At 63.8% G+C, this 26,774-nt stretch carries 28 protein-coding genes, 2 pseudogenes and 1 riboswitch; of the genes and pseudogenes, 22 read left to right on the forward strand and 8 right to left on the reverse strand.

Annotated features, from left to right (window positions below; all coding sequences use genetic code 11):
* Nucleotides 1–18 precede the first annotated feature (18 nt).
* The 4 genes from QZ648_RS13625 to QZ648_RS13640 all read left to right on the forward strand — a co-directional run bounded on the left by QZ648_RS13625 (nucleotide 19) and on the right by QZ648_RS13640 (nucleotide 3,138).
* Nucleotides 19–600, forward strand: a complete 582-nt coding sequence (locus QZ648_RS13625) for a chalcone isomerase family protein (RefSeq protein WP_291997405.1) — start codon at nucleotides 19–21, stop codon at nucleotides 598–600.
* The gene (locus tag QZ648_RS13630; protein WP_291997406.1) at nucleotides 601–1,098 is read left to right on the forward strand and encodes a methylated-DNA--[protein]-cysteine S-methyltransferase; all 498 of its coding nucleotides are present in this window, start codon (nucleotides 601–603) and stop codon (nucleotides 1,096–1,098) included. It begins immediately after the preceding gene.
* The gene (xerD, locus tag QZ648_RS13635) at nucleotides 1,085–1,999 is read left to right on the forward strand and encodes a site-specific tyrosine recombinase XerD (RefSeq protein ID WP_291997407.1); all 915 of its coding nucleotides are present in this window, start codon (nucleotides 1,085–1,087) and stop codon (nucleotides 1,997–1,999) included. Before QZ648_RS13630 ends, xerD begins: the two co-directional genes overlap by 14 nt.
* A 485-nt stretch (nucleotides 2,000–2,484) precedes the next feature.
* Nucleotides 2,485–3,138, forward strand: coding sequence for a PEP-CTERM sorting domain-containing protein (locus QZ648_RS13640; RefSeq protein ID WP_291997408.1), 654 nt, complete (start codon nucleotides 2,485–2,487; stop codon nucleotides 3,136–3,138).
* A gap of 214 nt (nucleotides 3,139–3,352) precedes the next feature.
* Here the strand turns inward: QZ648_RS13640 and QZ648_RS13645 are convergent, their stop codons facing one another.
* Nucleotides 3,353–3,478 carry a hypothetical protein gene (locus QZ648_RS13645; RefSeq protein ID WP_291997409.1) on the reverse strand — a complete coding sequence of 42 codons (126 nt, stop codon included), beginning with the start codon at nucleotides 3,476–3,478 and terminating at the stop codon, nucleotides 3,353–3,355.
* Nucleotides 3,479–3,618: 140 nt separating this feature from the next.
* Between QZ648_RS13645 and QZ648_RS13650 the strand changes: the two are divergent.
* Nucleotides 3,619–3,951: pseudogene (locus tag QZ648_RS13650) on the forward strand (tyrosine-type recombinase/integrase); the annotation flags it as partial.
* Between the two features lie 35 nt (nucleotides 3,952–3,986).
* On the opposite strand, the gene QZ648_RS13655 reads toward QZ648_RS13650, so the two are convergent.
* Nucleotides 3,987–4,595 (reverse strand): histidine phosphatase family protein, encoded by a 609-nt coding sequence (locus tag QZ648_RS13655; protein WP_291997410.1) that lies wholly within the window; start codon nucleotides 4,593–4,595, stop codon nucleotides 3,987–3,989.
* Nucleotides 4,580–5,380, reverse strand: a complete 801-nt coding sequence (locus QZ648_RS13660; RefSeq protein WP_169066817.1) for an adenosylcobinamide-GDP ribazoletransferase — start codon at nucleotides 5,378–5,380, stop codon at nucleotides 4,580–4,582. Before QZ648_RS13660 ends, QZ648_RS13655 begins: the two co-directional genes overlap by 16 nt.
* Nucleotides 5,381–5,814: 434 nt before the next feature.
* Between QZ648_RS13660 and QZ648_RS13665 the strand changes: the two genes are divergently transcribed.
* A complete protein-coding gene (locus QZ648_RS13665) occupies nucleotides 5,815–6,675 on the forward strand; it encodes a DUF6544 family protein (RefSeq protein WP_291997411.1) in 861 nt (286 codons plus the stop codon).
* Between the two features lie 42 nt (nucleotides 6,676–6,717).
* On the opposite strand, the gene QZ648_RS13670 is transcribed toward QZ648_RS13665, so the two are convergent.
* Entirely contained in the window at nucleotides 6,718–7,947 is a 1,230-nt protein-coding gene (locus QZ648_RS13670) for a CaiB/BaiF CoA-transferase family protein (protein ID WP_169066815.1), read from the reverse strand.
* A gap of 157 nt (nucleotides 7,948–8,104) precedes the next feature.
* On the opposite strand from QZ648_RS13670, the gene QZ648_RS13675 reads away from it, so the two are divergent.
* The 15 genes from QZ648_RS13675 to QZ648_RS13745 all read left to right on the forward strand — a co-directional run bounded on the left by QZ648_RS13675 (nucleotide 8,105) and on the right by QZ648_RS13745 (nucleotide 24,155).
* On the forward strand, nucleotides 8,105–8,665 hold the full coding sequence (locus QZ648_RS13675) for a cob(I)yrinic acid a,c-diamide adenosyltransferase (RefSeq protein WP_291997412.1): 561 nt from the start codon (nucleotides 8,105–8,107) through the stop codon (nucleotides 8,663–8,665).
* Nucleotides 8,666–8,701: 36 nt separating this feature from the next.
* On the forward strand, nucleotides 8,702–9,259 hold the full coding sequence (locus QZ648_RS13680; RefSeq protein WP_169066813.1) for a hypothetical protein: 558 nt from the start codon (nucleotides 8,702–8,704) through the stop codon (nucleotides 9,257–9,259).
* Nucleotides 9,260–9,534: 275 nt separating this feature from the next.
* Nucleotides 9,535–11,484, forward strand: a complete 1,950-nt coding sequence (locus tag QZ648_RS13685; protein ID WP_291997413.1) for a DNA topoisomerase IV subunit B — start codon at nucleotides 9,535–9,537, stop codon at nucleotides 11,482–11,484.
* Nucleotides 11,485–11,630: 146 nt separating this feature from the next.
* Complete coding sequence (gene parC / locus QZ648_RS13690; RefSeq protein WP_291997421.1) at nucleotides 11,631–13,871, forward strand: DNA topoisomerase IV subunit A; 2,241 nt, start codon at nucleotides 11,631–11,633, stop codon at nucleotides 13,869–13,871.
* A gap of 68 nt (nucleotides 13,872–13,939) precedes the next feature.
* Entirely contained in the window at nucleotides 13,940–14,371 is a 432-nt protein-coding gene (locus QZ648_RS13695) for a CreA family protein (RefSeq protein WP_248595399.1), read from the forward strand.
* Nucleotides 14,372–14,411: 40 nt separating this feature from the next.
* Nucleotides 14,412–15,662 (forward strand): class I SAM-dependent methyltransferase, encoded by a 1,251-nt coding sequence (locus QZ648_RS13700; protein WP_291997414.1) that lies wholly within the window; start codon nucleotides 14,412–14,414, stop codon nucleotides 15,660–15,662.
* A gap of 118 nt (nucleotides 15,663–15,780) precedes the next feature.
* A complete protein-coding gene (gene gshB / locus QZ648_RS13705) occupies nucleotides 15,781–16,734 on the forward strand; it encodes a glutathione synthase (RefSeq protein ID WP_291997415.1) in 954 nt (317 codons plus the stop codon).
* Nucleotides 16,716–17,753: an FAD:protein FMN transferase gene (locus QZ648_RS13710; protein WP_291997416.1), complete on the forward strand. Its 1,038-nt coding sequence runs from the start codon at nucleotides 16,716–16,718 to the stop codon at nucleotides 17,751–17,753. The genes gshB and QZ648_RS13710 overlap by 19 nt, the downstream gene beginning before the upstream one ends.
* Before the next feature lie 79 nt (nucleotides 17,754–17,832).
* Nucleotides 17,833–18,222, forward strand: coding sequence for a PTS fructose transporter subunit IIA (locus QZ648_RS13715; RefSeq protein WP_169066808.1), 390 nt, complete (start codon nucleotides 17,833–17,835; stop codon nucleotides 18,220–18,222).
* A gap of 25 nt (nucleotides 18,223–18,247) precedes the next feature.
* Entirely contained in the window at nucleotides 18,248–18,517 is a 270-nt protein-coding gene (locus tag QZ648_RS13720) for an HPr family phosphocarrier protein (protein WP_291996858.1), read from the forward strand.
* Nucleotides 18,518–18,543: 26 nt separating this feature from the next.
* Nucleotides 18,544–20,286, forward strand: a complete 1,743-nt coding sequence (gene ptsP / locus QZ648_RS13725; protein WP_169066806.1) for a phosphoenolpyruvate--protein phosphotransferase — start codon at nucleotides 18,544–18,546, stop codon at nucleotides 20,284–20,286.
* A 31-nt stretch (nucleotides 20,287–20,317) separates the two neighbouring features.
* Nucleotides 20,318–20,392, forward strand: a riboswitch (SAM riboswitch).
* Nucleotides 20,393–20,450: 58 nt separating this feature from the next.
* Nucleotides 20,451–21,578 carry a homoserine O-acetyltransferase gene (locus QZ648_RS13730; RefSeq protein ID WP_291996857.1) on the forward strand — a complete coding sequence of 376 codons (1,128 nt, stop codon included), beginning with the start codon at nucleotides 20,451–20,453 and terminating at the stop codon, nucleotides 21,576–21,578.
* Nucleotides 21,575–22,198, forward strand: a complete 624-nt coding sequence (gene metW, locus QZ648_RS13735; RefSeq protein ID WP_169066804.1) for a methionine biosynthesis protein MetW — start codon at nucleotides 21,575–21,577, stop codon at nucleotides 22,196–22,198. Before QZ648_RS13730 ends, metW begins: the two co-directional genes overlap by 4 nt.
* A gap of 35 nt (nucleotides 22,199–22,233) precedes the next feature.
* On the forward strand, nucleotides 22,234–23,457 hold the full coding sequence (locus tag QZ648_RS13740) for an AmpG family muropeptide MFS transporter (RefSeq protein ID WP_291996865.1): 1,224 nt from the start codon (nucleotides 22,234–22,236) through the stop codon (nucleotides 23,455–23,457).
* Nucleotides 23,424–24,155, forward strand: coding sequence for a uracil-DNA glycosylase family protein (locus QZ648_RS13745; protein WP_291996856.1), 732 nt, complete (start codon nucleotides 23,424–23,426; stop codon nucleotides 24,153–24,155). Before QZ648_RS13740 ends, QZ648_RS13745 begins: the two co-directional genes overlap by 34 nt.
* Before the next feature lie 15 nt (nucleotides 24,156–24,170).
* Here the strand turns inward: QZ648_RS13745 and QZ648_RS13750 are convergent, their stop codons facing one another.
* The 4 genes and pseudogenes from QZ648_RS13750 to QZ648_RS13765 form a co-directional block, all read right to left on the reverse strand.
* A complete protein-coding gene (locus QZ648_RS13750; RefSeq protein WP_169066802.1) occupies nucleotides 24,171–24,497 on the reverse strand; it encodes a YqjK-like family protein in 327 nt (108 codons plus the stop codon).
* Entirely contained in the window at nucleotides 24,478–24,897 is a 420-nt protein-coding gene (locus QZ648_RS13755; RefSeq protein WP_169066801.1) for a phage holin family protein, read from the reverse strand. The genes QZ648_RS13750 and QZ648_RS13755 overlap by 20 nt, the downstream gene beginning before the upstream one ends.
* Nucleotides 24,898–24,912: 15 nt before the next feature.
* On the reverse strand, nucleotides 24,913–25,170 hold the full coding sequence (locus tag QZ648_RS13760) for a DUF883 family protein (protein WP_366144140.1): 258 nt from the start codon (nucleotides 25,168–25,170) through the stop codon (nucleotides 24,913–24,915).
* Nucleotides 25,171–25,474: 304 nt separating this feature from the next.
* Nucleotides 25,475–26,271 (reverse strand): annotated as a pseudogene (locus QZ648_RS13765) (exodeoxyribonuclease III).
* A gap of 44 nt (nucleotides 26,272–26,315) precedes the next feature.
* Here QZ648_RS13765 and QZ648_RS13770 point away from each other — a divergent pair.
* On the forward strand, nucleotides 26,316–26,762 hold the full coding sequence (locus tag QZ648_RS13770) for a hypothetical protein (RefSeq protein WP_291997417.1): 447 nt from the start codon (nucleotides 26,316–26,318) through the stop codon (nucleotides 26,760–26,762).
* The last annotated feature ends 12 nt before the right edge of the window (nucleotides 26,763–26,774 follow it).

Here is a 26,774-nt window from a genome sequence, read left to right on the forward strand (position 1 = left end):
GGCAAGGAGGATGAGGTGATGAAAAAACTGCTGCTGGCGGCGATGGCCGCCCTGTTCTGCCAATTCTCCCAATTGGCGACCGCCGTCGAAGTAGCCGGCGTCAAGTTCGACGATCAAACCAAGGTCGGCAACGGCGAGTTGCTGGTCAATGGTGCCGGCCTGCGCAAGAAGGCCTTCTTTCAGATCTATGCAATGGCGCTCTATTTGCCCGAGAAAAGCGGCGACAGCGAGGCGGTTCTGGCGGCCAAGGGGGGCAAGCGGATTGCCATTACGCTGTTGCGCGACCTCACCGCCCAGCAGTTCGTCGAGGCCCTGCAGGAAGGCATGGCCAAGAACCATTCCGAAGCCGAAATGGCCGGCCTCAAGGACCGCTTGAAGCAGCTTTCCGACCTCATGCTGGCGATCGGCGAAGCGAAGACCGGGACCAGTATCCTGATCGACTGGCTGCCGGCGAGCGGTACCCGCCTGACGGTCAACGGGCAGGCGCAAGGAAAGGATATTGCCGGCGAGGATTTCTATCGGGCGCTGCTCAGGATCTGGCTGGGCAACAAGCCGGTACAGGACGATTTGAAACAGGCGCTACTCGGCAAGGCCTCCTGAGTGACGGCCATTGCTGCGCGCGTGTCGGGTGATGGCCCTGACTATCAGGCGCTGATCGCCGCGCCCGGATTCTGCCTGGGTGTGCGCTGCGACGACGACGAAGTGCAGCGCATTGTTTTCCTGCTGCCGAGCCCTGAAGTGGCGCCGAAAAACGCGCTGGCTGCCGAGACCGTGCGCCAGCTCACCGCCTACCTGGGCGATGCGGAGTTCGTTTTCGGTCTGCCCTTGCGCCCCTCGGGGACAGTTTTCCAGCGTCGTGTCTGGCAACAGATCGCGGCCATCCCGACGCACCAGACGCGTGCCTACGGCGAGATTGCCAAGGCGCTGCACAACGCGCCACGGGCTGTTGGCCAGGCTTGCGGCGCCAACCCCTTTCCGGTGATCGTTCCCTGCCATCGCGTGCTCGCGGCGAGCGGCGGGCTGGGCGGTTTCGCGCGCCAGAATGGCGGTTTCCTGCTCGACGTCAAGCGCTGGCTGCTGGCGCATGAAGGCTGCTGACGCCGAGCCTGCCGATCTCGCCGAGATCGAAGCTTTCTGCGACACGCTGTGGCTTGAAGACGGTTTGGCCAAGGCTTCGCTGGCCAGCTATCGCAGCGATCTCCTGCAACTCGCCGCCTGGCTTGCCGAGCAGCGTCTAGGCAGTCTGTGCGCGATCGACGAGGCGACCCTGATGCGCTTCGTCGCCACCCTCTCGCAAACGCTGCGTGCGTCTTCGCAGGCGCGCTACCTGTCCACCTTGCGCCGCTTCTATCGCCACCTCCTCGCGCGTGGTCTGCGCAGCAGCGATCCGACGCTGAAGATCGCCATGCCGGTGCAGCCGTCGCGGCTGCCAAAAGTGCTTTCCGAGCTGCAGGTCGATCGCCTGCTCGCCGCGCCGCCGACCGAGAGCCTGCTCGGCGAGCGCGATCGGGCGATGCTCGAAACCCTCTATGCGACCGGCCTGCGCGTCTCCGAGCTGGTCGGCTTGAAGGTGTACGAAGTCAATCTCGACATGGGCGTGCTGCGCGTCTTCGGTAAGGGCAGCAAGGAACGCATCGTGCCGCTTGGCGAAGTGGCCGGCGACTGGCTGCGCCGCCATCTGGCCAATGGCCGGCCGGCGCTGCTCAATGGACGGCGGAGTGACGACCTCTTCCTTACCAGCCGTGGTGCGGCGATGAGCCGGCAGGCGTTCTGGCAACTGATCAAGCGCTACGCGCTGCACGCCGGCATGGATCCGGCGCGGCTGTCGCCACACGTGCTCCGCCACGCCTTCGCCACGCACCTGCTCAATCACGGCGCCGATCTGCGTGTCGTGCAGTTGCTGCTCGGTCATTCCGATATCTCGACGACACAAATCTATACCCATGTCGCCCGCGAAAGGCTGAAGAGCCTGCACGCGCAGCACCACCCGCGCGGTTGAGCGGCGGTCTGACGACGAAGGGTGCGCGGTGGACGCGGTTGACCAAGGCGCGGCGGAGTCCGGAGTCCGGGGGGCCAGGAGCCGCGAGGCGACAGCTTTGTGGCGTTGCTCGGTGAAGCCGAAGGCTTGGCCTCCGCCGGCCGGCCACGCGATCGGCGCTGACGCGTGCAAGAGGCTCCCGGCAGGCTACAGCGGAAGCGCTGGCCGGACGTGGTGTTGCTCGACATCTAGACGCCGCGAATGGACGGCGTGGCCTTCGACCGAATCGGCGCCTCGCCGGGAGTTTCGGGAAGCTGCGGGGGACTGCTCGACGATGCCGGCAATGTCGGGAAGTTTTACAGGCTCGACTTGCCGCTGTTTTCTAAATCAAACCGTCGATCTGATATAACACGGATAGTCATCAAGACTTTAGCCTTGGCATGGAAAGTGCTTTACGTCCATCGCTGGCACGCATGGGCGCGCCAAATTTTTCGGAAAGAAGGACCATGAAAACCAATATCATCGCCGCGGCATTGTTCGTAGCCACCGCTTGCAGCGGCGCCAACGCCGCGCTCACCGTGCAGACCACCGACTTCCTCGCCGGCTACACCAACTACAACGGTTTCGAAGGCATGGGATCGACTAGCTCCTTTACCGGGCCGTACACCGAGGGGGGCATCACCGTCGAATATATCGGCACAGCTTCCATCTGGAGTGACTCGCAAGCGGCCGAAGGCAACTACAGTTGGTACCCAAATGGTGGCGGCACCGGCTACACCAGAATTACCTTCGGCGGCCCCATCAACGCAGTCGAATTCCAGGCGGGCTCGGGCTGGTTCGGCACTGCCGATTCGCTGCAATATGACGTGCTGCTCGGCGCGGTCAGTGTCGGTAGCGGGCAGATTGCCGGGCTGTCAAACTATACCGGCTTCAAGTTCTATGGCTTTTCGGGCACCAGTTTCGACGAGGTCCGCCTGCAGGCCCAGCAATTCAGCGTCCCAGGCTTCGATGCAATTGCATATGAGGCCGGTGCCTATGACGCTATCAACTTCGGTGGCAGCACCTCCGCAGTCCCCGAACCCGCTGGCCTGGCGCTGATGATCACCGGTTTCGCGATCGGTGCCATCGCTCGCCGTCGCAAGGCACTCGCCGTCGCCTGAGCACTGACAACGTCGTCACGTTTGCCTACCAGGTCGCCAGTTCGGCCTGGTAGGCCTAGCTGCTGCCAGCCATCGATGTGGCGAGGTGGATCAAGGCCAAGCGCAGGTCGCGTGCGGTGAGGATCTTCAGGGGCTGTGCCTGCGGTAGCTGGGCGGATCGCTAGCGCCGTCCGGCGAGTTCGAGTGAGGCCTTGAGCTTCTGCGCGCGTTCGATCTACACCGCGAGCGCGTCGCGGGTCGTGTGCTTGGCGATCAGCGTGTCGCGTATCGCTGTCTCGCTGCTCTGCCCATGGTCCGAAATGACTTCCAATCTAGCCAACTCGAGCATTCGTGGCGCCATCGCGGCTTCCGAACCGCATACGGCCGAAGCCGGCGCACAGATCTTGCGGTAAGGCCGTCTACGCGATGGTCGCCGCCAAGCTGACGGCGACCGTCACCGAACTGCCGCGGACGTCGTTCGGCGGCGGTGCCTGCGTCGGGCTGCGCCGCCATCTGGCCAATGGCCGGCCGGCGCTGCTCAATCGCCGGCAGAGCGACGACCTCTTCCTTACTCGCCGTGGCGCGGCGATGAGTCGGCAGGCGTTCTGGCAACTGATCAAGCGCTACGCGCTGCACGCCGGCATGGATCCGGCGCGGCTGTCGCCACACGTGCTCCGCCACGCCTTCGCCACGCACCTGCGCAACCATGGCGCCGATCTGCGTGTCGTGCAGCTGCTGCTCGGCCATTCCGACATCTCGACGACGCAGATCTATACCGATGTCGCCCGCGAACGGTTGAAGAGCCTGCACGCGCAGCACCACCCGCGCGCTTGAGCGGCGGTCTGACGACGCCGCACGGCTGCTGCCGCTCAGTGGTTGAGGTAGCACAGTTGCGCGGCCATCGCCGGCTCTTGTGTTGCCTCTCCGTGCCAGTCTCCCGCCCGCTGAAGGCCTGCCGGGGCATCGATCTCGAGCAGTGAGATACTGCCAAAGGCAAGCGGCAACTGGCTCCATTGGTCGATTGGCAGTTGCAGCCAGTAGCCGAGCGCGGCACGGATGGCGCCGGCGTGCGTGACCAGCGCCAGGCGCTTTCCAGGCTCCGCGCACAGGCTGTCCACGCAGTCGACGACGCGCGCCTGCAGCAGCGCTGCCGATTCGCCGCCGGGCGGGGCGAAGTGCAAGACATTGGCGGCCCACTGGTCAAGCAACTGGCGGTCGATGTCGCTCCAGCGCTGGCCTTCCCATTCGCCGAAGTCGACCTCCATCAGCCGCGCATCGACCCGCGCTTGCGTATTCAGGGCTTTGGCGAGGCCAAGGGCGCGCTGCAGAGGGCTGGCGATGACTGGCGTATCGGCCGGCAGAAATGCGCGCAAGCGCCTGGCCAGCGGCAGTGGATCTTCGGCTTCGACGTCGAGTTGGCCATAGCACACGCCGCTCTCGAGCAGGGGGCGCGGATGGCGGATCAGGAAAATCTGCACAGCAGCCCGGCGTAGAAGGCGACTTCGGCGAGTTGCTGCGTGGCACCGAGGCAATCGCCGGTGTAGCCGCCGATCTGGCGCCGGAACATGCGCGCCAGCCAGAGCGTCGCCAGGGCCGCGAAGAGGCAGCCAAGGAAAGCCTCGAAGGGCGGCAGGAAGAACAGCGGCAGCAGCGCGGTGAGTGCCGCGAAGCCCAGCTCGCGCCAGCCGATGCGCGTTGCCAGCGGCTTCGCCTTGCCCTCGTCGCGAACGTAGTCGAGGGCGCGCAAGAGCGTCGTCGAGGCAAAGCGGGAGAGCGTGTGACCGGCCAGCAATACCATCGGAATGATCAGCGGGTCGAACTCGACCAGCGCCAGAAAGCGGGCCAGCAGCAGCACGACCAGGGCGACAGCACCAAAGCTGCCGATCCGTGAGTCCTTCATGATGCTCAGGATCTGCGCTTTCTCCCAGCCGCCGCCAAAACCGTCGACCATATCGCTCCAGCCGTCTTCGTGAAACGCGCCGGTCAGATAGATGCTGCTGGCGATTGCCGCCAGCACCGCCAGGGTCATTGGCCAGATCTGGCTGGCGACGATGAACACCAGCGCGGCGATGGCGCCGACCAGCAGCCCCACGGCCGGAAAATAGCGCGCCGCGCGATCGAGGGCTTCGCTGCTGTGACCGACCCATTTCGGTACCGGCAGGCGCGTGAAGAAGCGCAGTGCGGCGAAGAAATACTCCAACTCGCGCCTCAGGCTGAAGCGCTGTTTCACAGTGGCGGGGAGGTTCTCTTCGTTGTCTGGCATGGGTCGTCGATCGGTCGGTTAATGTGAAAGTCGCGCAAGCGACTCACGAAACCCCCTTCTCCCATTGCGGGAGAAGGGGCAGGGCAAGGGGGGCGGTCATGACTTTCATGATCAGGGGTGTCTCGGCATGTCATGACCGTTAACGCGGTGCCCGATGTTATACCGATATGCTCGGGTCAAGCCAATGCTCTAGCCTTCTCTGCCTGCCGATGAGGGCGTGATGAAGCGGAAACTGTCCGCTTCGGCTGCTCGCATTCGTGCATTCGTGCATTCGTGCATTCGCGCCCTCCGCGGCAGGCCTTGCGCGCGTCAGCTTGATGGCATAATGCCTGGCCGGCGTCCTGGTCTGCGAATCTTGCACCGGGCAGCGCAAATGGATGTTGCGAAGATCGATCGCCATTCGCTGCGGAATCGACTATAAGGAGGGGATCGGAATGGAATGGATGGAAACGCTGCTGACAGTCGTTTTCCTGTCGGTACTGGCATACGTCGGGGTCTCGATGCTTGGCGCCGCACGCTGGGCTTTTCTGACCCGCGCGCTGCAGTCACGGCTGGTCGCCGGCCGGCAAACCGTGCTGCCGGCACGCTTCGAGCTGCGCGAGCTGAGCGGCTTGCCTGATCCCGTGCAGCGCTATTTTCGCGTCGCCTTGACGGCCGGTCAGCCGATGCTCGGCGCGGTCAGAATCGAGCATGCGGGCAGCTTCAATGTCGCCGATAGCGGTGCTTACCGGTGGAAGCCGTTTACTTCCGGCGAGCGAGTGATTGCACGTCCACCGGGCTTCGTCTGGGATGGGCGGGTGACCCTCGTGCCGGGGCTGACGGTGCATGTGCACGACGCCTACGTGGCGGGCGAAGGAACTCTTCACCCGGCCTTGTTCGGGCTGACCTCACTGGCCAGGCGGCAGGGGAAGGGCGATATCGCGCAGGACGAGTTGATGCGCTTTCTGGCCGAAGCCGCCTGCTATCCGACCGCCCTCTTGCCCAGCCAGGGCGTGCAGTGGCAGGCGGTCGACCAACACTCCGCCACGGCGACCTTGAAAGATGGCGAGGTCAGCGCCAGCCTGTTGTTTGCCTTCAACGAAGAAGGACTGATTGAATCGGTTCGCGCTGAGGCGCGTGGTCGTACGCTGAACGGCAAGCTCGTGGTGTCGCCGTGGGAGGGGCTGTGGTCCGACTACCAACAGCGCGAGGGGATGACCATCCCGATGAGCGGCGAGGCGCGCTGGCTGACGCCAGAAGGGCCGCGCCCTTACTGGCGGGGCCGCATCGGACGGATCGACTACGAGTTTGTGTAAGCAATCCGCAGCATGCGCCATCCGGGGCTGAGGGCGCGCGGTTCAGGACTGGCGCGGCAAGCCCGGCGCGCCGAGCAAGACGGTGCCGGCGTCACACAAGCTTTTGATCGCGTCGGCGGCGTAGCCGAGTTGCTGCAGCGTCTCCTCGGTATGCTCGCCGAGTGCGGGTCCCAGCCACTCGGTATTTCCCGGCGTCGCCGACAGTTTCGGAACGATGCCCGGCATCTTGAACGACTTGCCGCCCGGCAGGAGGGCTGTTTCGATCATTTGCCGGGCCAGGTACTGCGGGTCGGCAACGATGTCGGCGGCTGAGTATACGCGTGAGGCGGGCACTTCCGCGGCGGCCAGCGCGTCCAGCACGCTGGCTTCGTCGTGCGCCGCCACCCAGCTATCAATGGCCGCGTACAGTTCGTCGCGGCGCGCGTCGCGACCAGCGTTGTCCGCCAGTTCATCGTCCTCGGCCAGATCGTCACGGCCGATGGCCCGCATCAGTCGTTTGAAGATCGCATCACCATTGGCGCCGATGGCGACGTGTTTGCCGTCCTGCGTCGAGTGTGTGTTCGACGGCGTGATGCCGGGCATGATGTTGCCAGTCCGTTCGCGGACGAAACCGAAGACGTCGAACTCGGGCAGCAGCGACTCCATCATCGCGAAGACCGCCTCATAGAGAGCGACATCGACGACCTGCCCCTGCCCTCCGTTCTCCTTGTGACGCAGGGCCATCAGGGTACCGATCACGCCCCACAGCGCGGCGATCGAGTCGCCAATAGAAATGCCCGTCTTGACCGGTGGACGATCAGGGAAGCCGGTGACGTAGCGCAAGCCACCCATCGACTCGCCGATGGCGCCGAAGCCGGGCTGTTGCGCCAGAGGTCCGCTCTGGCCAAAGCCCGAGAGACGCAGCATGACCAGGCCCGGGTTGATGGCCGAGAGCGTTTCCCAGCCCAGGCCGAGTTTTTCGAGGACGCCGGGGCGGAAGTTCTCGACGACGATATCGGCCTCGGCGACCAGTTTATGAACGATTTCGCGGCCAGCGGGATGCTTGAGATTGATGCTCACCGATTTCTTGTTGCGCGACTGCACGTACCACCACAGCGAGGTGCCTTCGTAGAGCTTGCGCCACTTGCGCAAGGGGTCGCCGCCAGCGGGCGATTCGATCTTGATCACCTCGGCGCCGAACTCGGCCATGATCCGTGCCGCGAAGGGCCCGGCGATCAGGCTGCCGAGTTCGATGACCTTCAGGCCGCTCAGGGGTTTGGGCGATGTTGTCATGCGTTTGAGGCTCCTCCTTGTGCGCTGTGCTCGACAAAAGTCCGCTCAGCTTTCCTCGAATACCAGGGTGCGCTGCTCAACGCTCAACGGCAGCGATCGGGCGGTCACGAAATCTCCTTCAGCTATAATCGCCCTTATTTTGATCAGGAAAGCCAGCATGGGCAATCGCCTCTCAAAAATCGTTACCCGCACCGGCGACGCCGGCACCACCGGTCTCGGCGACGGTAGCCGGGTCGCCAAGGACAGCTTGCGAATCGAGACCATGGGCCAGGTCGACGAGCTCAACTCGGTCATCGGCCTGCTCTTGACCGAAGATATGCCGGACGCCATCCGGCAGGCCTTGACCCGCATCCAGCACGACCTCTTCGATCTCGGCGGCGAATTGTGCATTCCGGGAGTGAGCATGATCGGCGAGGCGCAGATCACTCGACTCGAAGCACTGGTCGAGCAGTTCAACGATGATCTCTCGCCGCTCAAGGACTTCATCCTGCCGGGTGGGACACGGGCCGCTGCTTTCGCGCATCTGGCGCGCACCGTCTGTCGTCGCGCCGAGCGTCAGATTGTTCATCTGGCGGCCACCGAGCAGGTCTCCGACTTTGCGCGCAAGTATTTGAATCGCCTGTCAGATCTGATGTTCGTCCTGGGCCGTGCGCTGAACAAGGCGGCCGGTAGCAGCGACGTGCTGTGGGTGCAGGGCAGGAATCGCAGCGGCGACTGAACGCCGGCATTCACTTATTCGAGGGGGGAGGGCGACATGGCGATCGGGATTACAGTCATCACAACGGCCAACAGTGCGCGGCGCTTTTTGCAGACTGACGAGGCCGCTATCGAGCAGACTCTCGATAGCCTCAGACGCAGCAGCCAGATGTTCGCCGGGAAACCGCTGATCGTCGGCTCGGAAGCGCAGACCGAGGTCTTCGCGCGGGCGTCGATCGCCTGCCTTGAATTTGCAGCAGCGAAAGACCTGAGCGCCTACGTGGCGAGTCCGCTCAACCTGCAGCTCACCGTGTTGACACCCGAGCAACTCGCGGAGCCATTTAGTGGCTGGTTCGAAGGTGAGCGCTTCAAGGTACGCATCGATTTCTTCTTCACCGGTGGGCACGTCCTGCATACGCTTGCCGAAGGCGTGCGCAAGGCAGCGCTCGCCGAGCGCCTGATGAATCTGACCAGCTTCCTCGACCGTCCGGTGATGAACTACCGGCTGGCGCAAGGCGGCGTCGGACTGATGAATCCGGCCACCATCATGCGCTTCGTGATTTTCCCGGGGACTGACGATCTGCCGCGCGATGCCTGGCTGGCGGAGCCGGCGTAAGGCGGCAGGGCAGTACACCAGAGCGGCGAGAAAAGAGCGCTCCCCGGGCAGATCGATTGCTTCGCCGGGATTCGGTAGTACACTCCGCAGCTCGATACGCTAGGGCGGCAGGCTTTCTTCCGGCGTTCTTTTTTTTGCCCCGGCCGGGGGAGCTGGCAGGCTGCCGCCAGCGCCGGCCACAGAACCTGCTGCGACGCAGGCTTGCGCACCCGAACAAACGTCCCTGACCGCCCGCGCCCCACGCGCCGGGGCGGCCTGCTGGAGAAATCACTGTAATGAGCTACACCGCAGAATCGATCGCCGTTCTCAAGGGGCTGGAGCCGGTGCGCCATCGTCCCGGGATGTATACGCGCATCGATTGCCCCCTGCACATCATCCAGGAAGCGATCGACAATGCCGCCGACGAGGCGCTGGGCGGCTTCTGCAAACGCATCACGGTGACCCTGCACAGCGACCAATCGGTCAGTGTCGAGGACGACGGGCGCGGTATTCCGGTCGAGATTCATCCGCTCGAACAGGTGCCGACGGTCGAGGTGGTGTTCACCCGGCTGCACGCGGGCGGCAAGTTCAACAAGGATGAGCGCGAATCGGCGTATCGCTTCTCGGGTGGCTTGCACGGGGTGGGCGTTTCGGTGACCAACGCGCTGTCGACGCGGCTCGAAGTCGAGGTGGTGCGCGACGGCGGGCGGCATCGCATGGCTTTCGCTGGCGGTAACGTGATCGAGCCGCTGCAGCGGGTCGGCGATGCGCCCAAAAGAACCAGCGGCACGCGTCTGCGCGCCTGGCCGGACGCGAGTTTCTTCGATTCGCCGCTGATCCCGCTGCCGCAGCTCGAACGCCTGCTGCGCAGCAAGGCGCTGCTGCTGCCGGGTCTGCAGGTTGCACTGAGCGTCGAGGGCGGCGCGAGTACTGAATGGTGTTTCGCCGATGGCATGCTGCAGTACCTGAGCGAGCAGATCGACGGCGAAATGGTCGCGCCGGTTTTCAGCGGCGAGAAGTATGCCGCCAAGGGCGACGAGAACTTTCCGGTCGGTTCGGGCGCGGCCTGGGCGATCTGCTGGACAGCCGACGGCAGCCTGGCGCGCGAATCCTACGTCAACCTGATTCCGACACCCTCCGGCGGTACGCACGAGGCCGGTCTGCGGCAGGCGACGCTGGACGCGGTGAAGAGTTTTGCCGATCACCATGCGCTGCTGCCCAAGGGCGTCAAACTGGCGGCCGAAGACGTCTTTTCACGCGCCAGCTTCGTGCTCGCGGTGCGCATGCTCGATCCCTCGTTTCAGGGACAGACCAAGGAGCGCCTGAATTCGCGCGACGCGGTGGCGCTGGTGGCGCGCATGCTGCGTGACCCCCTGGAATTGTGGCTCAACGAACATCCGGATGCGGCCAAGAAGATCACCGATCTGGCCATCCGTGCCGCGCAGGCGCGTTCGCGTGCCGGCCAGAAAGTCGAGAAACGCAAGCAGTCGGGAGTGGCCATTCTGCCGGGCAAGCTTTCCGATTGCCAGAGCGAGGACACGCGCCGCAACGAGATCTTTCTCGTCGAAGGCGATTCCGCCGGCGGTTCGGCGAAATCCGGGCGCGACAAGGAGCTGCAGGCGATCCTGCCGCTGCGCGGCAAGGTGCTGAATACCTGGGAGGTCGATGCGGGCAGCCTGTTCGCCAACCGCGAGGTGCATGACATTGCGGTTGCCCTGGGCATCGATCCGCATCCGGCGAGCGCGCCCGACGCGGTATTGAACAATCTGCGTTACGGCAAGGTGGTGATCATGACCGATGCCGACGTCGATGGCTCGCACATCCGCGTCCTGCTGTGCACGCTTTTCTACCGTCATTTCCCGAAGCTGATTGCCAGCGGGCATTTGTACTTTGCGCAACCGCCGCTGTTTCGCCTCGACGTTCCCGGCCAGGGCAAGAATCGCCCGCCACGCAAGTTGTACGCACTCGATAGCGACGAACGCGCGGCGACCCTCGATCGGCTGCGACTCGAAGGCATCAAGCCGGATGCGGTTGGTATCTCGCGCTTCAAGGGCCTGGGCGAAATGAATTCCGAGCAACTCTGGGAGACCACCATGTCGCCCGACACGCGGCGCCTGATGCGCATCCGCATGCCGGGCAGCGCGGAGGCGAAGCCGGTGATGCACATGTTGATGGGCAAGAGCGAGTCCGCGGGTCGGCGGGCGTGGATGGAAGACAATGGCGCGCTGATCGGTGCCGACATTTGAGGGGTAAGCCGAACGTGATCAAGGACGACTCGACGCCAGACCTGTTTGCCGAAACACCGCCGACGCAAGCGTCGCCGCCGTTGCCGCCAGGTGCTGGCGCACCGCCGGCGGCAGTTGATGGCGATGGCGGCGATGGTGACGACAGCATCCTGCTGCACGACTCGGCGGCGCGCGACTACCTCGAGTACGCGATTGCCGTTGTCAAGGGCCGTGCGCTGCCGGACGTCAAGGACGGGCTGAAGCCGGTGCAGCGCCGGGTGCTGTTTGCGATGCGCGAACTCGGGCTGTCGGCGACCGCCAAGCCGGTCAAGTCGGCGCGTGTCGTTGGCGACGTCATCGGCAAGTACCACCCGCATGGTGATACCTCGGCCTACGACGCGATGGTGCGCGTCGCGCAGCCGTTCATGCTGCGCTATCCGCTGGTCGACGGGCAGGGCAATTTCGGTTCGCGCGATGGCGACAACGCGGCAGCGATGCGCTACACCGAAGCGCGCCTGACGCCGATCGCCGAGCTGCTGCTTGGCGAACTGGGCGAAGGCACGGTCGACTTCCTGCCCAACTACGACGGCTCTTTCGAAGAACCGGCCTTCCTGCCGGCGCGCCTGCCTTTCCTGTTGCTCAACGGTGCGTCGGGAATCGCCGTCGGCATGGCCACCGAAATGCCGGCGCACAACCTGCGCGAGGTCGCCGCGGCGGCCATCTACAAGATCGAGCATCCGGCGGCTGGCGTCGACGAACTCCTGGAACGGGTGCCTGGACCCGATTATCCGGGTGGCGGCCAGATCATTTCTCCGCCCGCCGATATTGCCGCTGCTTATCGCAGTGGCCGCGGCAGCCTGCGCGTGCGGGCGCGCTACGTGATCGAAGAAATGGCGCGCGGCGCCTGGCAACTGGTGTTCACCGAGCTGCCACCGGGCGTCTCATCGGCCAAGGTGCTCTCCGAAATCGGCGTTCTGCTCAACCCGCAGCCGCGGCCGGGAAAGAAGGCCGTCGAGCAGTCGGTGGCGCAGCTGAAGACGCTGATGGCCTCGCAGCTCGACCGCGCACGCGACGAGTCGGGCAAGGATGACGACATCCGGCTGGTTTTCGAACCGAGCAGTTCGCGCATCGACCGCCAGGACTTCGTGGCCATGCTGCTCGCGCATACCAGCCTCGAAACCTCGGCGCCAATCAACCTGGTGGCGGTCGGCATCGATGGCCGGCCGTGCCAGAAATCGCTGGTCGACCTGATCGGTGAGTGGTGTACTTTCCGTCTGCGGACGGTCTACCGGCGCACCGAGTTCCGCTTGCATAAAGCCGACGACCGTATCCATATTCTCGAAGGCCGGCACATCGTCTTCCTGAACATCGACGAAGTGATCCGCATCATCCGCGAATCCGACGACCCGAAGGCAGCGCTGATCGCGCGCTTCATCCTCTCGGATCGGCAGGCCGAGGATATCCTCGAAATCCGCCTGCGCCAGTTGGCGCGACTCGAGGGAATCCGCATCGAGCAGGAGCTGGCCAAGCTGCGCGGTGAACGCGAGGGCTTGCTGAAGCTGCTCGGCAGTGACACGCTGCTGCGCCGGCAGGTGATCCGGGAAATCAAGGCCGATGCCGAGAAGCACGGCGACGCGCGGCGGACGATCATCGAAACCGCGGTCACCGCTTCGCGCGCGGAAGCGGCGGCCGTCGCCGACGAGCCGGTGACGGTGATCATTTCCGAGAAAGGCTGGGCACGGGTTCGCCAGGGGCACGGCCTGGACCTCTCGGGGGTGCTGTTCAAGGACGGCGACCGTGCCGGTTCGGCGCAGGAGTGTCGTTCGGTCGACTCGCTGGTGATCCTCTCCACCGAGGGCCGCGCCTTCACTGTTGCCGTGGCCAGCCTGCCCGATGGCCGTGGCATGGGGGCGCCCCTGTCGTCCTTCGTCGAGCTGGGTAGCGGCAGGATTGCGCATGTGATCACTGGCCGCCCCGACGAGCAATTGCTGATCGCCAAGACTTCGGGCTATGGCTTCATCTGCAAGTATGGCGATCTGCTCTCGCGCCAGAAAGCCGGCAAGGCTTTCCTCGCCGTCGAAGACGGGGCGACGATTCTGCCGCTGCTGCGGATCAGGAGCCAGGATCATCTGGCGGCACTTTCGGAAGACGGCCGCCTGCTGATTTTCCCGCTCGAACAGATGAAGCGCCTGAGCAGCGGCAAGGGCGTCCAGATCATCGGCCTGCACGGCGACGAATCGCTGCGCGCGGTGGTGCTCACCCTGGGAGTTCGGGTGACGATCAGGGGAACGGCGCGCAGCCGGGCCAAGACGCTGCTTTCCGAAGATCGCCACATCAGCCAGCGCGCCCGCCGTGGTTCGCCGGTGGGGCAGATCACTAACGTGACGCTGGAGGCCTATCCGGAGTGATTGATGGCCAAGGAGACAGAATGATGAAGCGAACAGCAGTCTTGACCAGGGCGAGCGTGCTTGGCGTAATGGCCTTGTCGAGTGCCTTGGTGCTTGCCGAAGAGCTTGCTTGCGTGACCACCGAGTGGAAGCTGATCGGCGCCAATCACAAGATTTGTGTCGATAGCTTTTCCGACCGGCAGGTGCCGGGAGTGACCTGCCACGTCAGTCAGGCGAAAACCGGTGGTGTCAGCGGCAGCTTTGGTCTGGCGCAGGATCCGTCGCAGTTTTCGCTCGCCTGCCGGCAGACCGGCCCGATCACGCTGCCGGCCAAACTGCCGAAACAGCAGGTGGTGTTCTCCGAAGATACCTCGATCATGTTCAAGGAAACGCGCGTCATCAGAATGTGGGACGCGGCCAACAATACCCTGGTGTACCTGGCGATCAGCCGCAAGTTGATCGACGGCGCGCCGGCGAACAGCATTTCGACCGTTCCGGTAATGCCCTGGGGCGAACGTTGATGCGGGTCGTGCTGGCGACCGGGGGTGGCTGGTGGCAGTGATGTCGCCTGCGCAGCCCGACTACGATGTCAGCGCTCTGGGGCAGGTGTTCACTCCGCCGGCGATAGTCGAGGCGATGCTGGCGCTGGTCCGCAACCGCGGCCGGGTGCTCGATCCGGCCTGTGGCGACGGTGCTTTCCTGCAGCATTTTCCCTTTGCCGTGGGCATCGAGATCGATGCCCGGCATGCGCCCCCCGGGGCGCGGGTAATGGACTTCTTTGCGCTGCCGGAGAACGAGGCTTTCGCCACCATCATCGGCAACCCACCCTACGTGCGCTATCAGGACATTGCTGCCGAGACGCGCGCTTTTTTGAACAGCCATAGCGTGCTCGATGGGCGCGCCAATCTTTATCTGTTCTTCATCGAGAAGTGCCTGCGGCATCTGGCGCCGGGCGGTGAACTGGTATTCATCACGCCACGTGATCTGCTCAAGGCGACTTCGGCGGTGCCGCTCAATCGCTTGCTGCATGCGGCCGGAACGATCACCGACTTCGTCGACCTGGGCGACTCGCGCCTTTTTGCCGAGGTCACACCCAACTGCGCGATCTGGCGTTTTGAACGCGACAATTTTTCGCGCAGTACGCGCTACGCCGCGCAGGGTGTCGCCGACGGACTGGCCGGCCTGGGAAGACTGCAGTGGGAGGAGCGTCACTTCGTCGAAAGCGGCGGGCACCTGCTGTTTACGCGCGGTGACTACGCTTTGCACCTGAGCGACATCGCCTTCGTCAAGGTTGGTGCGGTGTCTGCTGCCGACGATCTGTACGCCAGCGAGGCCTACGGTAACCGCAGCTTTGTCTGCTCGGCGACGGTGGCCACTGGCGCCACCCGGCGGATGCTGTGGTGCCAACCCGGTGCGCCGCCGCCCGCGGCGCTGCTGGCGCACAAGGAGCGTCTGATCGCGCGCCGAATCAGGTCCTTCGATGAGTCCAACTGGTGGCAGTGGGGGCGTGGCTATCATCAGTCGCCGCAGGAACGGGTCTATGTAAACAACAAGACGCGTCGTCCGCAGCCGTTCTTCGTGCATCGCTGCAAGCACTACGATGGCTCGGTACTGGCGATTTTCCCACGTCATCCGGGCGTCGACGTGGTGGCGCTGGCGGCGGCCTTGAACAGCGTCGATTGGGCCGACCTCGGCTTCGTCTGCGACGGTCGCTTTCTGTTTACCCAGCGCAGCCTCGAACAGACGCCGCTTCCCGAGTCCTTCCGTACCTTCCTGAGTGGCTGCGGTGTAAGATCGCGGATCGAAGCCTAGCGTTGCTTGCGGCAGGCGCGCCGAATCGTGTCTACGCCGACGGGGTCGTCGCCCGGCTGGCAAAACTCGCCGCTGTGTTCGAGTTCGAACAAACGGCACCCCTGGAGGAGCAACTCTCATGCGTTTAGCATTCGTCGTCGATCCCTTGCCCTCGCTGAAGGCGTACAAAGACACCAGCATCGCCTTGATGCGTGCCGCGCAGGCCGCCGGACACGCGGTGTGGGCAGTACAGCAGTCAGCGATCCACTGGTCGGCGCTGCACGGGGTGTGTGCCGAGGCGGTGCATCTGGAAATGCTCGCCGACGACGATGACTGGTTCGTCGAGGTTGATCGCCATGTCGTTGCGCTGCGCGATTTCGCCGCCGTGCTGATGCGCAAGGATCCGCCCTTCGACGCCGAGTACGTGACCAGTACCTGGTTGCTGGAGCGCGCCGAGGCCGAGGGGGCGCGCGTTTTCAATCGGCCGCGCGCGCTGCGCGATCATTCCGAGAAGTTGTCGGTGGCCGAGTTTTCGCAGTTTGCGGTCCCCGGCGTGGTGGCGCGTCTGCCGGCGCTGATCCAGGCGTTTGTCGACCTCGAGCGGGATACGATCATCAAGCCGCTCGATGGCATGGGCGGCAGCGAGGTTTTTCGTGTGCGTCACGATGACCCGAATCGCAACGTGATCATCGAGACCCTGACCCACCATGGTGCGCGTACGATCATGGCGCAGCGCTATATTCCGGAGATCAGCGACGGTGACAAGCGCATCCTGATCGTCGGTGGCGAAGTCGTTCCCTATTGCCTGGCGCGCATTCCCAAGCCCGGCGAGACGCGCGGCAATCTGGCCGTCGGCGGCCGTGGCGTGGCGCGCGAACTGAGTGCGCGCGACCGCGAAATCGCGACCACGCTGGCGCCAGTGCTGGCGGCGCGCGGTTTGTTTTTCGTCGGTCTCGACGTCATCGGCGACTGGCTGACCGAGATCAACATCACCAGCCCGACGTGCATCGTCGAAATCGCCGAGCAGACCGGCTTTGACGCGGCCGAATTGTTCGTGGCGGCGCTGGAACGTGAGTGCGCAGCTGCCGCCTAGTTCTCCTTTTCGCGCTGGCTTGCCTTCTTGCTGCCTGCGCGCGGGCGCCGCTGCACCAGCAGCAGGCTTTCGTTTTCGGTACCCGTGTCGAGATTTTGATTGCCGGTCTTCCCGAGGCCGCGGCACGTCCGGCGGCGGCCGCCGTGCTGCGCGAGTTCGACCGTCTGCACCGTCGCTATCACGCCTGGCAGCCTTCCGAGCTGAGCGGCCTGAATCAGGCCCTGGCCGCCGGCCGGACGGCGTCGGTGACGCCGGAAATGGCCGGCCTGCTGGCCCACGCGCAGCGTTTCTCGCTGCTCAGCGAAGGGCTTTTCGACCCCGGGATCGGCGCCTTGATCGCGCTGTGGGGTTTTCAGTCCGACGATTTGCCGGCGAGCTTGCCGGACGCCGATACGCTGGCTGCCTGGCGAGCGGCGCCAGCGGGTGTCGCTGACCTGCAACTCGACGAGCTCCAGGTCAGTAGCCGCAACACCCGGCTGGCGCTTGATTTCGGTGGCTACCTCAAGGGCGTGGCGCTGGACCGCGCAGCGAGCATCCTCAAGGCGCAGGGCGTGCACAATGCATTGATCAATATTGGCGGCAATGTGCTGGCGCTCGGCAGCAAGAATGGCGAGCGCTGGCGGGTGGGTATCCAGCACCCGCGCCAGCCGGGTCCGCTGGCGACGGTCGAACTCGACGATGGCGAGGCGATTGGCACTTCTGGCGATTACCAGCGCTATTTCGAGATCGACGGCCGGCGCTACAGCCACCTGCTCGACCCGCGTAGCGCTCAGCCGGTGCAGCACACGCAGGCGCTGAGCGTGCTGATCGGCGCACGCCCCGATGCCGGAACGCTCTCTGACGTCGCCTCCAAGCCCTTGTTCATTGCCGGTGCCGACTGGCCGCGCCTGGCGCGTCAGCTGCAGCTGGAGCAGGTTCTCAGGGTCGATGCGCAAGGCCAGGTTCAGGTCAGTCGGGCGCTGCACGCTCGGCTTGACTACCTTGGCGGCCAGCCGCCGTCGCTCGAAGTCCTTCCCTGAGCGCTCCGTGGCGACTGTGGGCAGTGCCCGGCGGCGCGGAATCGCTTAGAATGGCAGCCTGTTTTGATGAGGGGGCGAAATGATCGGCATTCTTCTGATAACGCACGGCTGCTTTGGCGAAAGCCTGATTCAGAATGTCTGTCACGTCCTCAACAAGCGTCCGCCACTGATCGCACAACTCGGTGTCGCACCGCAGGATGATCCGCTCGATATCCTGCCGCGGGCGCGCTTGCTGCTCAAGGAAGTCGACGGAGGCCAGGGGGTGGTGGTGATGACCGACATTTTTGGCGCGACGCCGGCCAACCTGGCGCTCAAATTGCTCCAGTCCGGCCACGTCGAAGGGGTTTCCGGCCTCAACCTGCCGATGCTGCTGCGCGCATTGACCTATCGCGACAAGGACATGGACACTCTTCTTCAGAAAGCCGTCAGCGGTGCTCACGATGGTGTGATGAAGCTGCCGACGCCCTAGTCGCTGACGATGATCGGAGGCCTGGATGGTACGTGCTGAAACGGAAATTCTTAACAAACTGGGCCTGCACGCGCGTGCCTCGGCCAAGTTGACGCAGCTCGCCAGCAGTTTCGACAGCGAAGTGTGGATGGAAAAGGGGGCGCGCCGCATCAACGCCAAGAGCATCATGGGGGTGATGATGCTGGCTGCAGGCAAAGGTTCGACAGTGCTCGTCGAAACCACGGGCAGTGACGAACAGGCGGCCAGCGATGCCATTCTCGCGCTGGTCGCCGACCGGTTTGGTGAAACGGAGTGAAGCGGAGTGAATCGAGTACACCCCTTATGAGTTTTACCTTGCACGGGCTGCCGGTTTCCGGCGGCATCGCGATTGGGCGGGCGCATCTGATGTCGCACGCGACACTCGAGGTGTCGCACCTGGTTATCGCGCCTCGTCTGGTAGAAAAAGAGGTGGCGCGCTTCGAGGAGGCACTGCTCAGGGTTCACGAGGAGTTCGCCAGCCTGAAGGAGCGCATGCACAATTCGCCGGGCGAATTCGGCGCCTTCATCGACCTGCATACGATGATCCTCGCCGACCCGGAACTCGCCGACACTCCCAAGCAGTTGATTCGCGAGCGCCGCTGCAATGCTGAATGGGCGCTGGTGCAGCAGATGGAAGTGCTGGTCGGTCAGTTCGAGAGCTTTGAAGATCAGTATCTGCGCGAGCGCAGCTACGACGTGCGCCAGGTCGTCGAACGGGTGATCAAGGAACTCGTCGGCCAGCCGGGCCGGGTGGCGCTACGGACCAGCAAGGGGGTCAAGGAAGAAGATCTGATAATCGTTGCTCACGATCTCTCGCCGGCTGACGTCATCGCCTACAAGGATCATCATGTCGCCGCCTTCGTCACCGACGTCGGCGGCTCGACCTCGCATACCGCGATTCTCGCGCGCAGCCTGCGCATTCCGGCGGTGCTTGGCCTGCACAATGCCCGGCAACTGATTCACGACAAGGAAAACCTGATTGTCGACGGTACGCGCGGCGTGCTGATCGTCAACCCCGATGCGCGCATCCTCGACGAGTATCGCCTGCGAAAAAGTCAGATCGAGCTCGAACGCACCAAGCTCAGGCGTCTCAAGACGGCCAAGTCGTCGACGCTCGATGGCGTCGATATTGCGCTGCACGCCAATATCGAACTGCCGGGCGACGTCGCCAACGCGCTCGACGGCGGCGCCGAAGGCATTGGTCTGTTTCGCACCGAATTCCTTTTTCTCGATCGCGGCGACATGCCGACCGAAGACGAGCAGTTCGAAGCGTACCGAACGGTGGTCAAGGGAATGGGCGGGCGTCCGGTCACCATCCGTACTTTCGATCTCGGTTACGACAAGGACCTGCATCCGGGGAAAGTGGTCGGCGATCGCATGCAAAGCAATCCGGCGCTTGGCTTGCGCGCGATCCGCTTGTCGCTGGCCGAATCGAAAATGTTCCAGACGCAGTTGCGCGCCATCCTGCGCGCATCGCAGTTCGGCAAGATCAAGTTGCTGATTCCGATGCTTTCGCAAGCGCACGAAATCGACCAGACACTGGCGGCGATCGAGCGCGCGAAGGCGACCCTGCGCAGCGAGAACTGCCCCTTCAACGAGGAGATCGAAGTCGGGGCGATGATCGAGATCCCGGCGGCGGCGCTGGCCGTCGGACTCTTTCTGCGCCGCCTGCATTTCCTGTCGATCGGGACCAATGACCTGATCCAGTACACCTTGGCCATCGATCGCAGCGACGAGCAGGTGGCACACCTTTACGATCCACTGCATCCGGCCGTCCTGATGCTCCTGGCGCACACCATCGCCAGTGCCGAAAAGGTGCATATCCCGGTTTCGATCTGTGGCGAGCTGGCCGGCGACCCCCTGCTGACGCGCCTGCTGCTGGGCATGGGACTGCGCCAGTTCTCGATGCATCCAGCGCAGATCCTGTCGGTCAAGCAATGCATCATGCAGAGCAACTGTGCGGAGCTGGCGCCCATCGTTCGCCGCCTGTTGCGCCACGAGGAGCCCGGGAAAATTCGCGAGCAACTGGAGAAACTCAACGCCTGAATTGACTTTTTCCCAGGCTGCAGGTAACTTTCGCGGCCTTGGCGCCGATTTGAACGATCAGCTTGCGGGCGCCTTATAAATACGGCTAAAGCGCGGCACGCCCAGTCCGCCTTGCTAGCTGACTGGGTTTTTTTTCTCCTGCCTCGGGTACACCTACGATCGCGATGTCACCAGAGAACTCTGTCGGACTCGTTACGCCGCAGCGCGTGCGCTTCGATACCCCGCTGACACTGAAGAGCGGCGCCGTGCTACCCGGTTTCGAGCTGGCCTACGAGACCTATGGCACGCTCAACGCCGAACATTCCAACGCCGTGCTGGTCTGCCATGCGCTGGCTGGCAGCCATCACGTCGCCGGCTTCTATGCTGACGATCCCGAGAACATCGGTTGGTGGGACAACCTGGTCGGGCCCGGCAAGCCGCTTGATACCCACAAGTTCTTCGTCATCGGGGTCAACAACCTGGGCGGTTGCTACGGTTCGACCGGCCCGCTGTCGATCAGGCCCGAGACCGGCAAGCGCTACGGCGCTGATTTCCCCCTGATCACCGTCGAGGACTGGGTGGCAGCGCAGGCCAGACTGGCCGACCATCTCGGCATCGACACGTGGGCGGCAGTGCTCGGCGGCAGCCTCGGTGGCATGCAGGCGCTCGAATGGTCTTTGCAGTTCCCCGATCGCATTCGCCACGCGATGGTCATTGCTTCGGCGCCCAAGCTGTCGGCACAGAATATCGCCTTCAACGAGGTGGCACGGCAGGCCATCATTTCCGATCCGGACTTTCATGGCGGCTACTACGCCGAGCACGGCGTCCTGCCGACGCGCGGCTTGCGGCTGGCGCGCATGGTCGGCCATATCACCTATCTTTCGGATAGCCAGATGGCCGAGAAATTCGGCCGGCAATTGCGTCATGGCGAGCACAAGTTCAGCTACGACGTGGACTTCGAAATCGAGTCCTACCTGCGCTACCAGGGCAATAAATTCGCCGCTTTCTTCGACGCCAACACCTATCTGATGATGACCAAGGCGCTCGACTACTTCGACCCCGCTTACGCCTATGCCGGCCATCTGCCGAGTGCTCTGGCACGCGCCAAGGCGAGGTTCTTCGTCGCCAGTTTTTCGACCGACTGGCGTTTTGCGCCGGCGCGTTCGCGGGAAATCGTTTTTGCGCTGCTGGATAATCGCCTGCGCGTCGTGTACGCGGAGATCGACTGCGACGCCGGTCACGATTCCTTCCTGCTCGACGATCAGCACTACCATGCCCTGCTGCGCGCCTATTTGGGAAACATCGCCGTATGACCGAGCACGAGAGGAGAGTCAAGGCCGAGCAACGCGAGCGCTTCGACTTCGCGGTGATCGCCAGCTGGTTGCAACCCGGCGAGCACGTTCTCGACCTCGGTTGCGGCGACGGCAGGCTGCTGCGTTATCTCGACGAGACTCGTGATGTGACCGGCTATGGCGTCGAAATCGACCCGGAAAGCGTTCTCGCCTGCATTCGCAACGGCGTCGATGTGATCCAGATGAATATCGAATCGGGGCTGCTCGGTTTCGAAGATCATTCCTTCGATCGGGCCATCATTTCACAGGCCTTGCAGACGATGCACACCACCGAGCGCATTCTCACCGAGATGCTGCGCGTCGCCGCCGAAGCGGTGGTCAGTTTCCCCAACTTCGCCTATCGCAGCAACCGCGCGGCAATTGCCGCCGGGCACATGCCGGTGTCCGAGGATCTGCCCTACGACTGGTTCGATACACCGAACGTGCGCTTTTTCACGATCGTCGATTTCGAAGACCTGTGTGGCCGGCTCGGCATCGAGATTCGCGAGCGTCTGGCTTTCGACGAGGCTGGCCGGGAGGTGGCCGACGACTCGAACCTCAATGGCAGCCTGGCTTTCTATCGGCTCGGACGCAGATCTTGACGCCTGACTGGCTGCGCCTGCTGCTGACGCGGCGGATGCTGATCTGTGTGTTCACCGGTTTCAGTTCGGGCCTGCCGCTCTACCTCCTGCTGAATCTGCTGCCGGCCTGGCTGCGCAGCGACGGTGTCGACCTCAAGGTCATCGGTTTCTTCGCGCTGATCCAGTTTCCCTACACCTGGAAATTTCTCTGGGCACCGTTGCTCGATCGCTATCGCCTGCCACTCGGCCGCCGGCGCGGCTGGACGCTGCTCTCGCAGATCGGTCTGCTGCTGGCGATCGGTCTGCTCGGCGGCTTTTCCCCGGCGATCGATCTGACACCCGTGATCTGGCTGTCGGTGGCCTTGGCCTTTCTTTCGGCGACACAGGATGTCGCCCTGGATGCCTTTCGCCGCGAGATTCTCCGCGACGACGAACTCGGCTTGGGCAATGCCGTGCATGTCAATGCCTACCGGATCGCCGGACTGGTGCCGGGATCGCTGTCGCTGATTCTTGCCGACCTGATTCCCTGGGCGCAGGTGTTCTGGATCACCGCCGCTTTCATGGTGCCGGGGATGGTGATGGTGCTGCTGGTCGCCGAACCGCTGGCGGTAGCGGCGCCAAAGACCCTGCGCGCGGCGGTCGTCGAGCCTTTTCACGAGTTCATTGGCCGCAAGGGCTGGCAGGGGGCGATGCTGGTCCTCGGTTTCATTTTTCTCTACAAGCTTGGCGATTCGCTGGCCACCAGCCTGTCGACGCCGTTCTACCTCGACCTCGGCTACAGCATGACCGACATCGGCGTGATCGCCAAACATGCTGGCCTCTGGCCGGCGGTATTCGGCGGTCTGCTCGGCGGTCTGTGGATGGTCCGCCTGGGCATCAATCGCGCCCTGTGGTTGTTCGGCGTGGTGCAGATGGCGACCATTCTCGGTTTCGCCTGGTTGGCATGGCGCGGCGCGCAGCCGAGCATAGAAGGCATCGATCGGCTGGCTCTGGCGAGCGTCATTGCTGCCGAGTATCTGGGCGTCGGTCTGGGCACGGCGGCGTTCACGGCGTTCATCGCGCGCGCCACCAATCCGGCGTTCACAGCCACCCAGTTTGCCTTGTTTACCAGCCTGGCGGCCGTTCCGCGGACCTTCATCAACGCCACCGCGGGTGCGCTGGTCGAGTCGCTGGGCTGGGTCAGTTTTTTCTTTCTGTGCTTCGGGCTGGCCTTGCCGGGCATGCTGCTGTTGTTGAAGGTCGCCCCATGGAACGAGACACCAGCGTCGCCGAGACCCTGATTGCTGCTGCCCGGCAGTTGTCGGCAAGACTGGCCGTGCTGCGCTTCGCGCCGCCGGTCAGTCACACCTATGATCCGCTGACCTATGCCTGGGCAGCGCACGAGATGTACCTGCGTCGCTACGCGGCTGGCCACCGGCGGGTAGTGTTCCTGGGCATGAATCCCGGACCTTTCGGGATGGTGCAGTGTGGCGTGCCTTTCGGCGAGATTGCGGCGGTGCGCGACTGGCTGGGGATTGTCGCCGAAGTGCAAGCACCGGCGCTGGAGAATCCCTGGCGGCCGATCGAAGGCTTCGCCTGCACACGTTCCGAGGTCAGCGGGCGACGCCTGTGGGGACTGTTCCGCGAGCGCTTCGGTAGCGCCGAGCGCTTTTTCGCCGAACACTTCGTCGCCAACTATTGCCCGCTGGCTTTCTTTGAGCGCGGCCGCAATCTCACCCCGGACAAGCTGCCCGCCGACGAGGCGACGGCCGTGCGTTCGGCTTGCGACGAGCATCTGCAGGCACTGGTCGTCGCTTTGCAGCCGCAATGGGTTATCGGTGTGGGCGCCTTCGCCGAGGCGCGGGCGAGCGCGGCTCTGGCCGGGAGCGGCGTCAGGATCGGCCGCGTACTGCATCCGAGTCCGGCCAGTCCGGCGGCCAACCGCGGCTGGGCGGAAGTCGCCAGCAAGCAGCTGCTGGGCCTTGGTGTCTGGCAGTGACGGTGGAACGGCAGGCTAGGGTCGTTGGCCAGCGAGCAAGCCGAGATCGGTCAACTGTCTGCGCAGCGTGCCGAAGGCACGCCAGGCGAAGTAGCCGCGTTTGCTCCAGCGCCAGACGCGGGCCGGTTTGACGACGATCAGCACAGCGATACCAAGGGCGACGATTTCCGGGTGTTGCTTGACGTAAGTGGTGCCAGTGCGCACGGTGGCAGTGGCGCGATCGGCGGTTTGCAGAGCATCGCCTAGCGGCTGCAGTTCCCGGGCCAGCAGTTGACGCTGATTGCTGATACGTTCGATCAGTCGGCCGCGCTCGATGGCCAGCTCAATCAGTTCTTGATTCATCGCCGGCTGCCTGTTTCAGTTGGCGAAGGTCCTCTTCAAGCTGGGCGAGGCTGGCGGCGAAGAGGTGCTCGGGTCGACGCATGCTCCGCTGTAGAGCGACGTAGGCCAGACCGCTGCAGGCAATGAACAGCACCCCGCTCGAGGCCAGGAGGACGACTCGGTACTCCCAGTACACGGCGAGCAGCAAAGCCACCAGCAGTATCGTGCCAAGCGCCAGGCAGAACACCATGATCTGCGACCAGAGCAACAGGCGGACGGCGCGCAGCTTTTCCTCCTTGAGTTCATTGCCCAGGAGTTCCAGCCGCGTCCGCCCGCTGCCGAGTAGCGTGAGCGCACCGTCTCGGGCGCCGGTGAACAGGCCCCTGCCAGTCCTTCCCGCGCTGACAGTCGTGTCGCTCATGGCGCGGGGCAAACCCTAGCGGCGACTGATGATGGCACCGAGCAGCAGGCCGACGACGGCCGCGACGCCGACGGCGCGCCACGGGTTCTCGTGCACGAAGTCGTCGGTGGCCCGTGCGGCGGCCTTGGTCTTGTCGACCAGTGCCCCTTCAGCATCGGCCAGGCGCAGCTTGGCGTCGCGCAGGCTCTGGCCAATGCGCTCGCGCAGGTCGTTCATCTTCTCGTCGGCAACGCCAGCGGTGGCGCGCAGGAGCTCCTCGGCGTGAGAAACCACGACTTCATGTCGGAGACGAGTTTCTGTTTGCTGTCGGTGGAAAGTTCGCTGTTGACGTCGGGCATGGTGGACCTCGCAGTAGGAAGTGATGGCGAAAAGGGAATGCTTCGGTGGGGGGCAGGAAGAGGAGAGACCGAAGTGCAAAGAGCGAAGAGCGAAGAGCGAAGAGCGATCGTGGGACAGGAAGCGAGCACTCATGAACCCGTCAGATTATAGAACTAGGCGGCCAAGATCAATGCACGCTGCCCGGCAGGCAAGCTTTGTCCTGCGGCGCGAGGGTAGGGCATGGCCGTCGCGGCGGACTTCAGGGGCGCGGCCGATCGAGGTCGAAATCGTAGTCGATGGTCAGCGGTGCGTGATCGCTGAAACGCTGCTCCTTATAGACGGCTGCGCTTCTGGCAGTCGCTGCAATGGCCGGGGTGGCGAGCTGATAGTCGAGCCGCCAACCGACGTTTTTGGCCCAGGCCTGGCCACGGTTCGACCACCAGGTGTAGCTTTCTTCGCCAACGCTCGGGTGCAATTGCCGGTAGACGTCACACCAGCCTTCATCGTCCAGCAATCTACCGACCCAGGCTCGTTCTTCAGGCAGAAATCCCGAGTTCTTGCGGTTGCCGCGCCAGTTCTTCAGGTCGATTTCCTGGTGGGCGATGTTCCAGTCAGCGCAAACAATGACTTCGCGTCCGCTCGACGCGAGCGCCTGCAGATGCGGGTAGATGAAGTTCATGAAGCGGTATTTCGCTTCTGCCGTAAGTCGGAACTGGATCCGGACGGTTGATACAGCGAAATTACTGACAGGCCGGCAAAATCGGCGCGCAGATAGCGCCCCTCGGCGTCGAACTCGGCGCTGCCGAGAACCTCGCTGATGCCTTCGGGTTTCTTCCGGCACCACAGCCCAACGCCGCTGTAGCCCTTCGTGTCGGCGCAGCGGTAGTAGGCATGGAAACCGTCAGGGGCCTGCATTTCTTCGCTGAGGTCTGCGTCCTGCGCCTTGAGTTCCTGCAGGCAAATGATGTCGGCGTTTTGCGCGGCGGCCCAGGGAAGAACGCCCTTGCGCCAGGCCGAACGAATGCCGTTGAGATTCAGAGTAATGATGCGTAACATAGGGCACCCGGCCGGGAGCGGCCCTGTTTCATAGAAAAGGCGGTATGGACTTTCGGTCAGGAATTCATCGACTTTGGCTGTCGGAAAAGACGTGCTGCGCTTTTGGTGAGTTCACGACCAAGGCCGGGCGGCTTTCTCCGTATTTCTTCAACGCCGACTGTTCAATGCCGGCGCGGCGCTGCAGCGGCTGGCGGAGATTCTACGCCACAGCGATCACGTCAGTGGTATCCGCGCGATTGTTTGTTTGGGCCGGCTACAAAGGCATTCCTTTGGTGGCGGTGATTGCCGTCGCTTTGGCGCGTGCCTGCCGCAACCTGCCTTTCGCGTTCAATCGCAAGGAAGCCAAGGATCACGGCGAAGGTGGCAGTATTGTCGGCGCGCCGTTGGCGGGGCAGGTTCTGATCGTTGACGACGTCTTTCGGCTGGCCCTCGGTGCGCGAATCGGTCGAGTTGATTCCGTGCCGCGGGTGCGACGCCCTGTGGCGTGGTGATCGCCCTCGATA

The sequence above is a fragment of the Candidatus Accumulibacter sp. ACC012 genome (genome assembly GCF_907163155.1).
GTDB classification, from domain to species: domain Bacteria; phylum Pseudomonadota; class Gammaproteobacteria; order Burkholderiales; family Rhodocyclaceae; genus Accumulibacter; species Accumulibacter delftensis.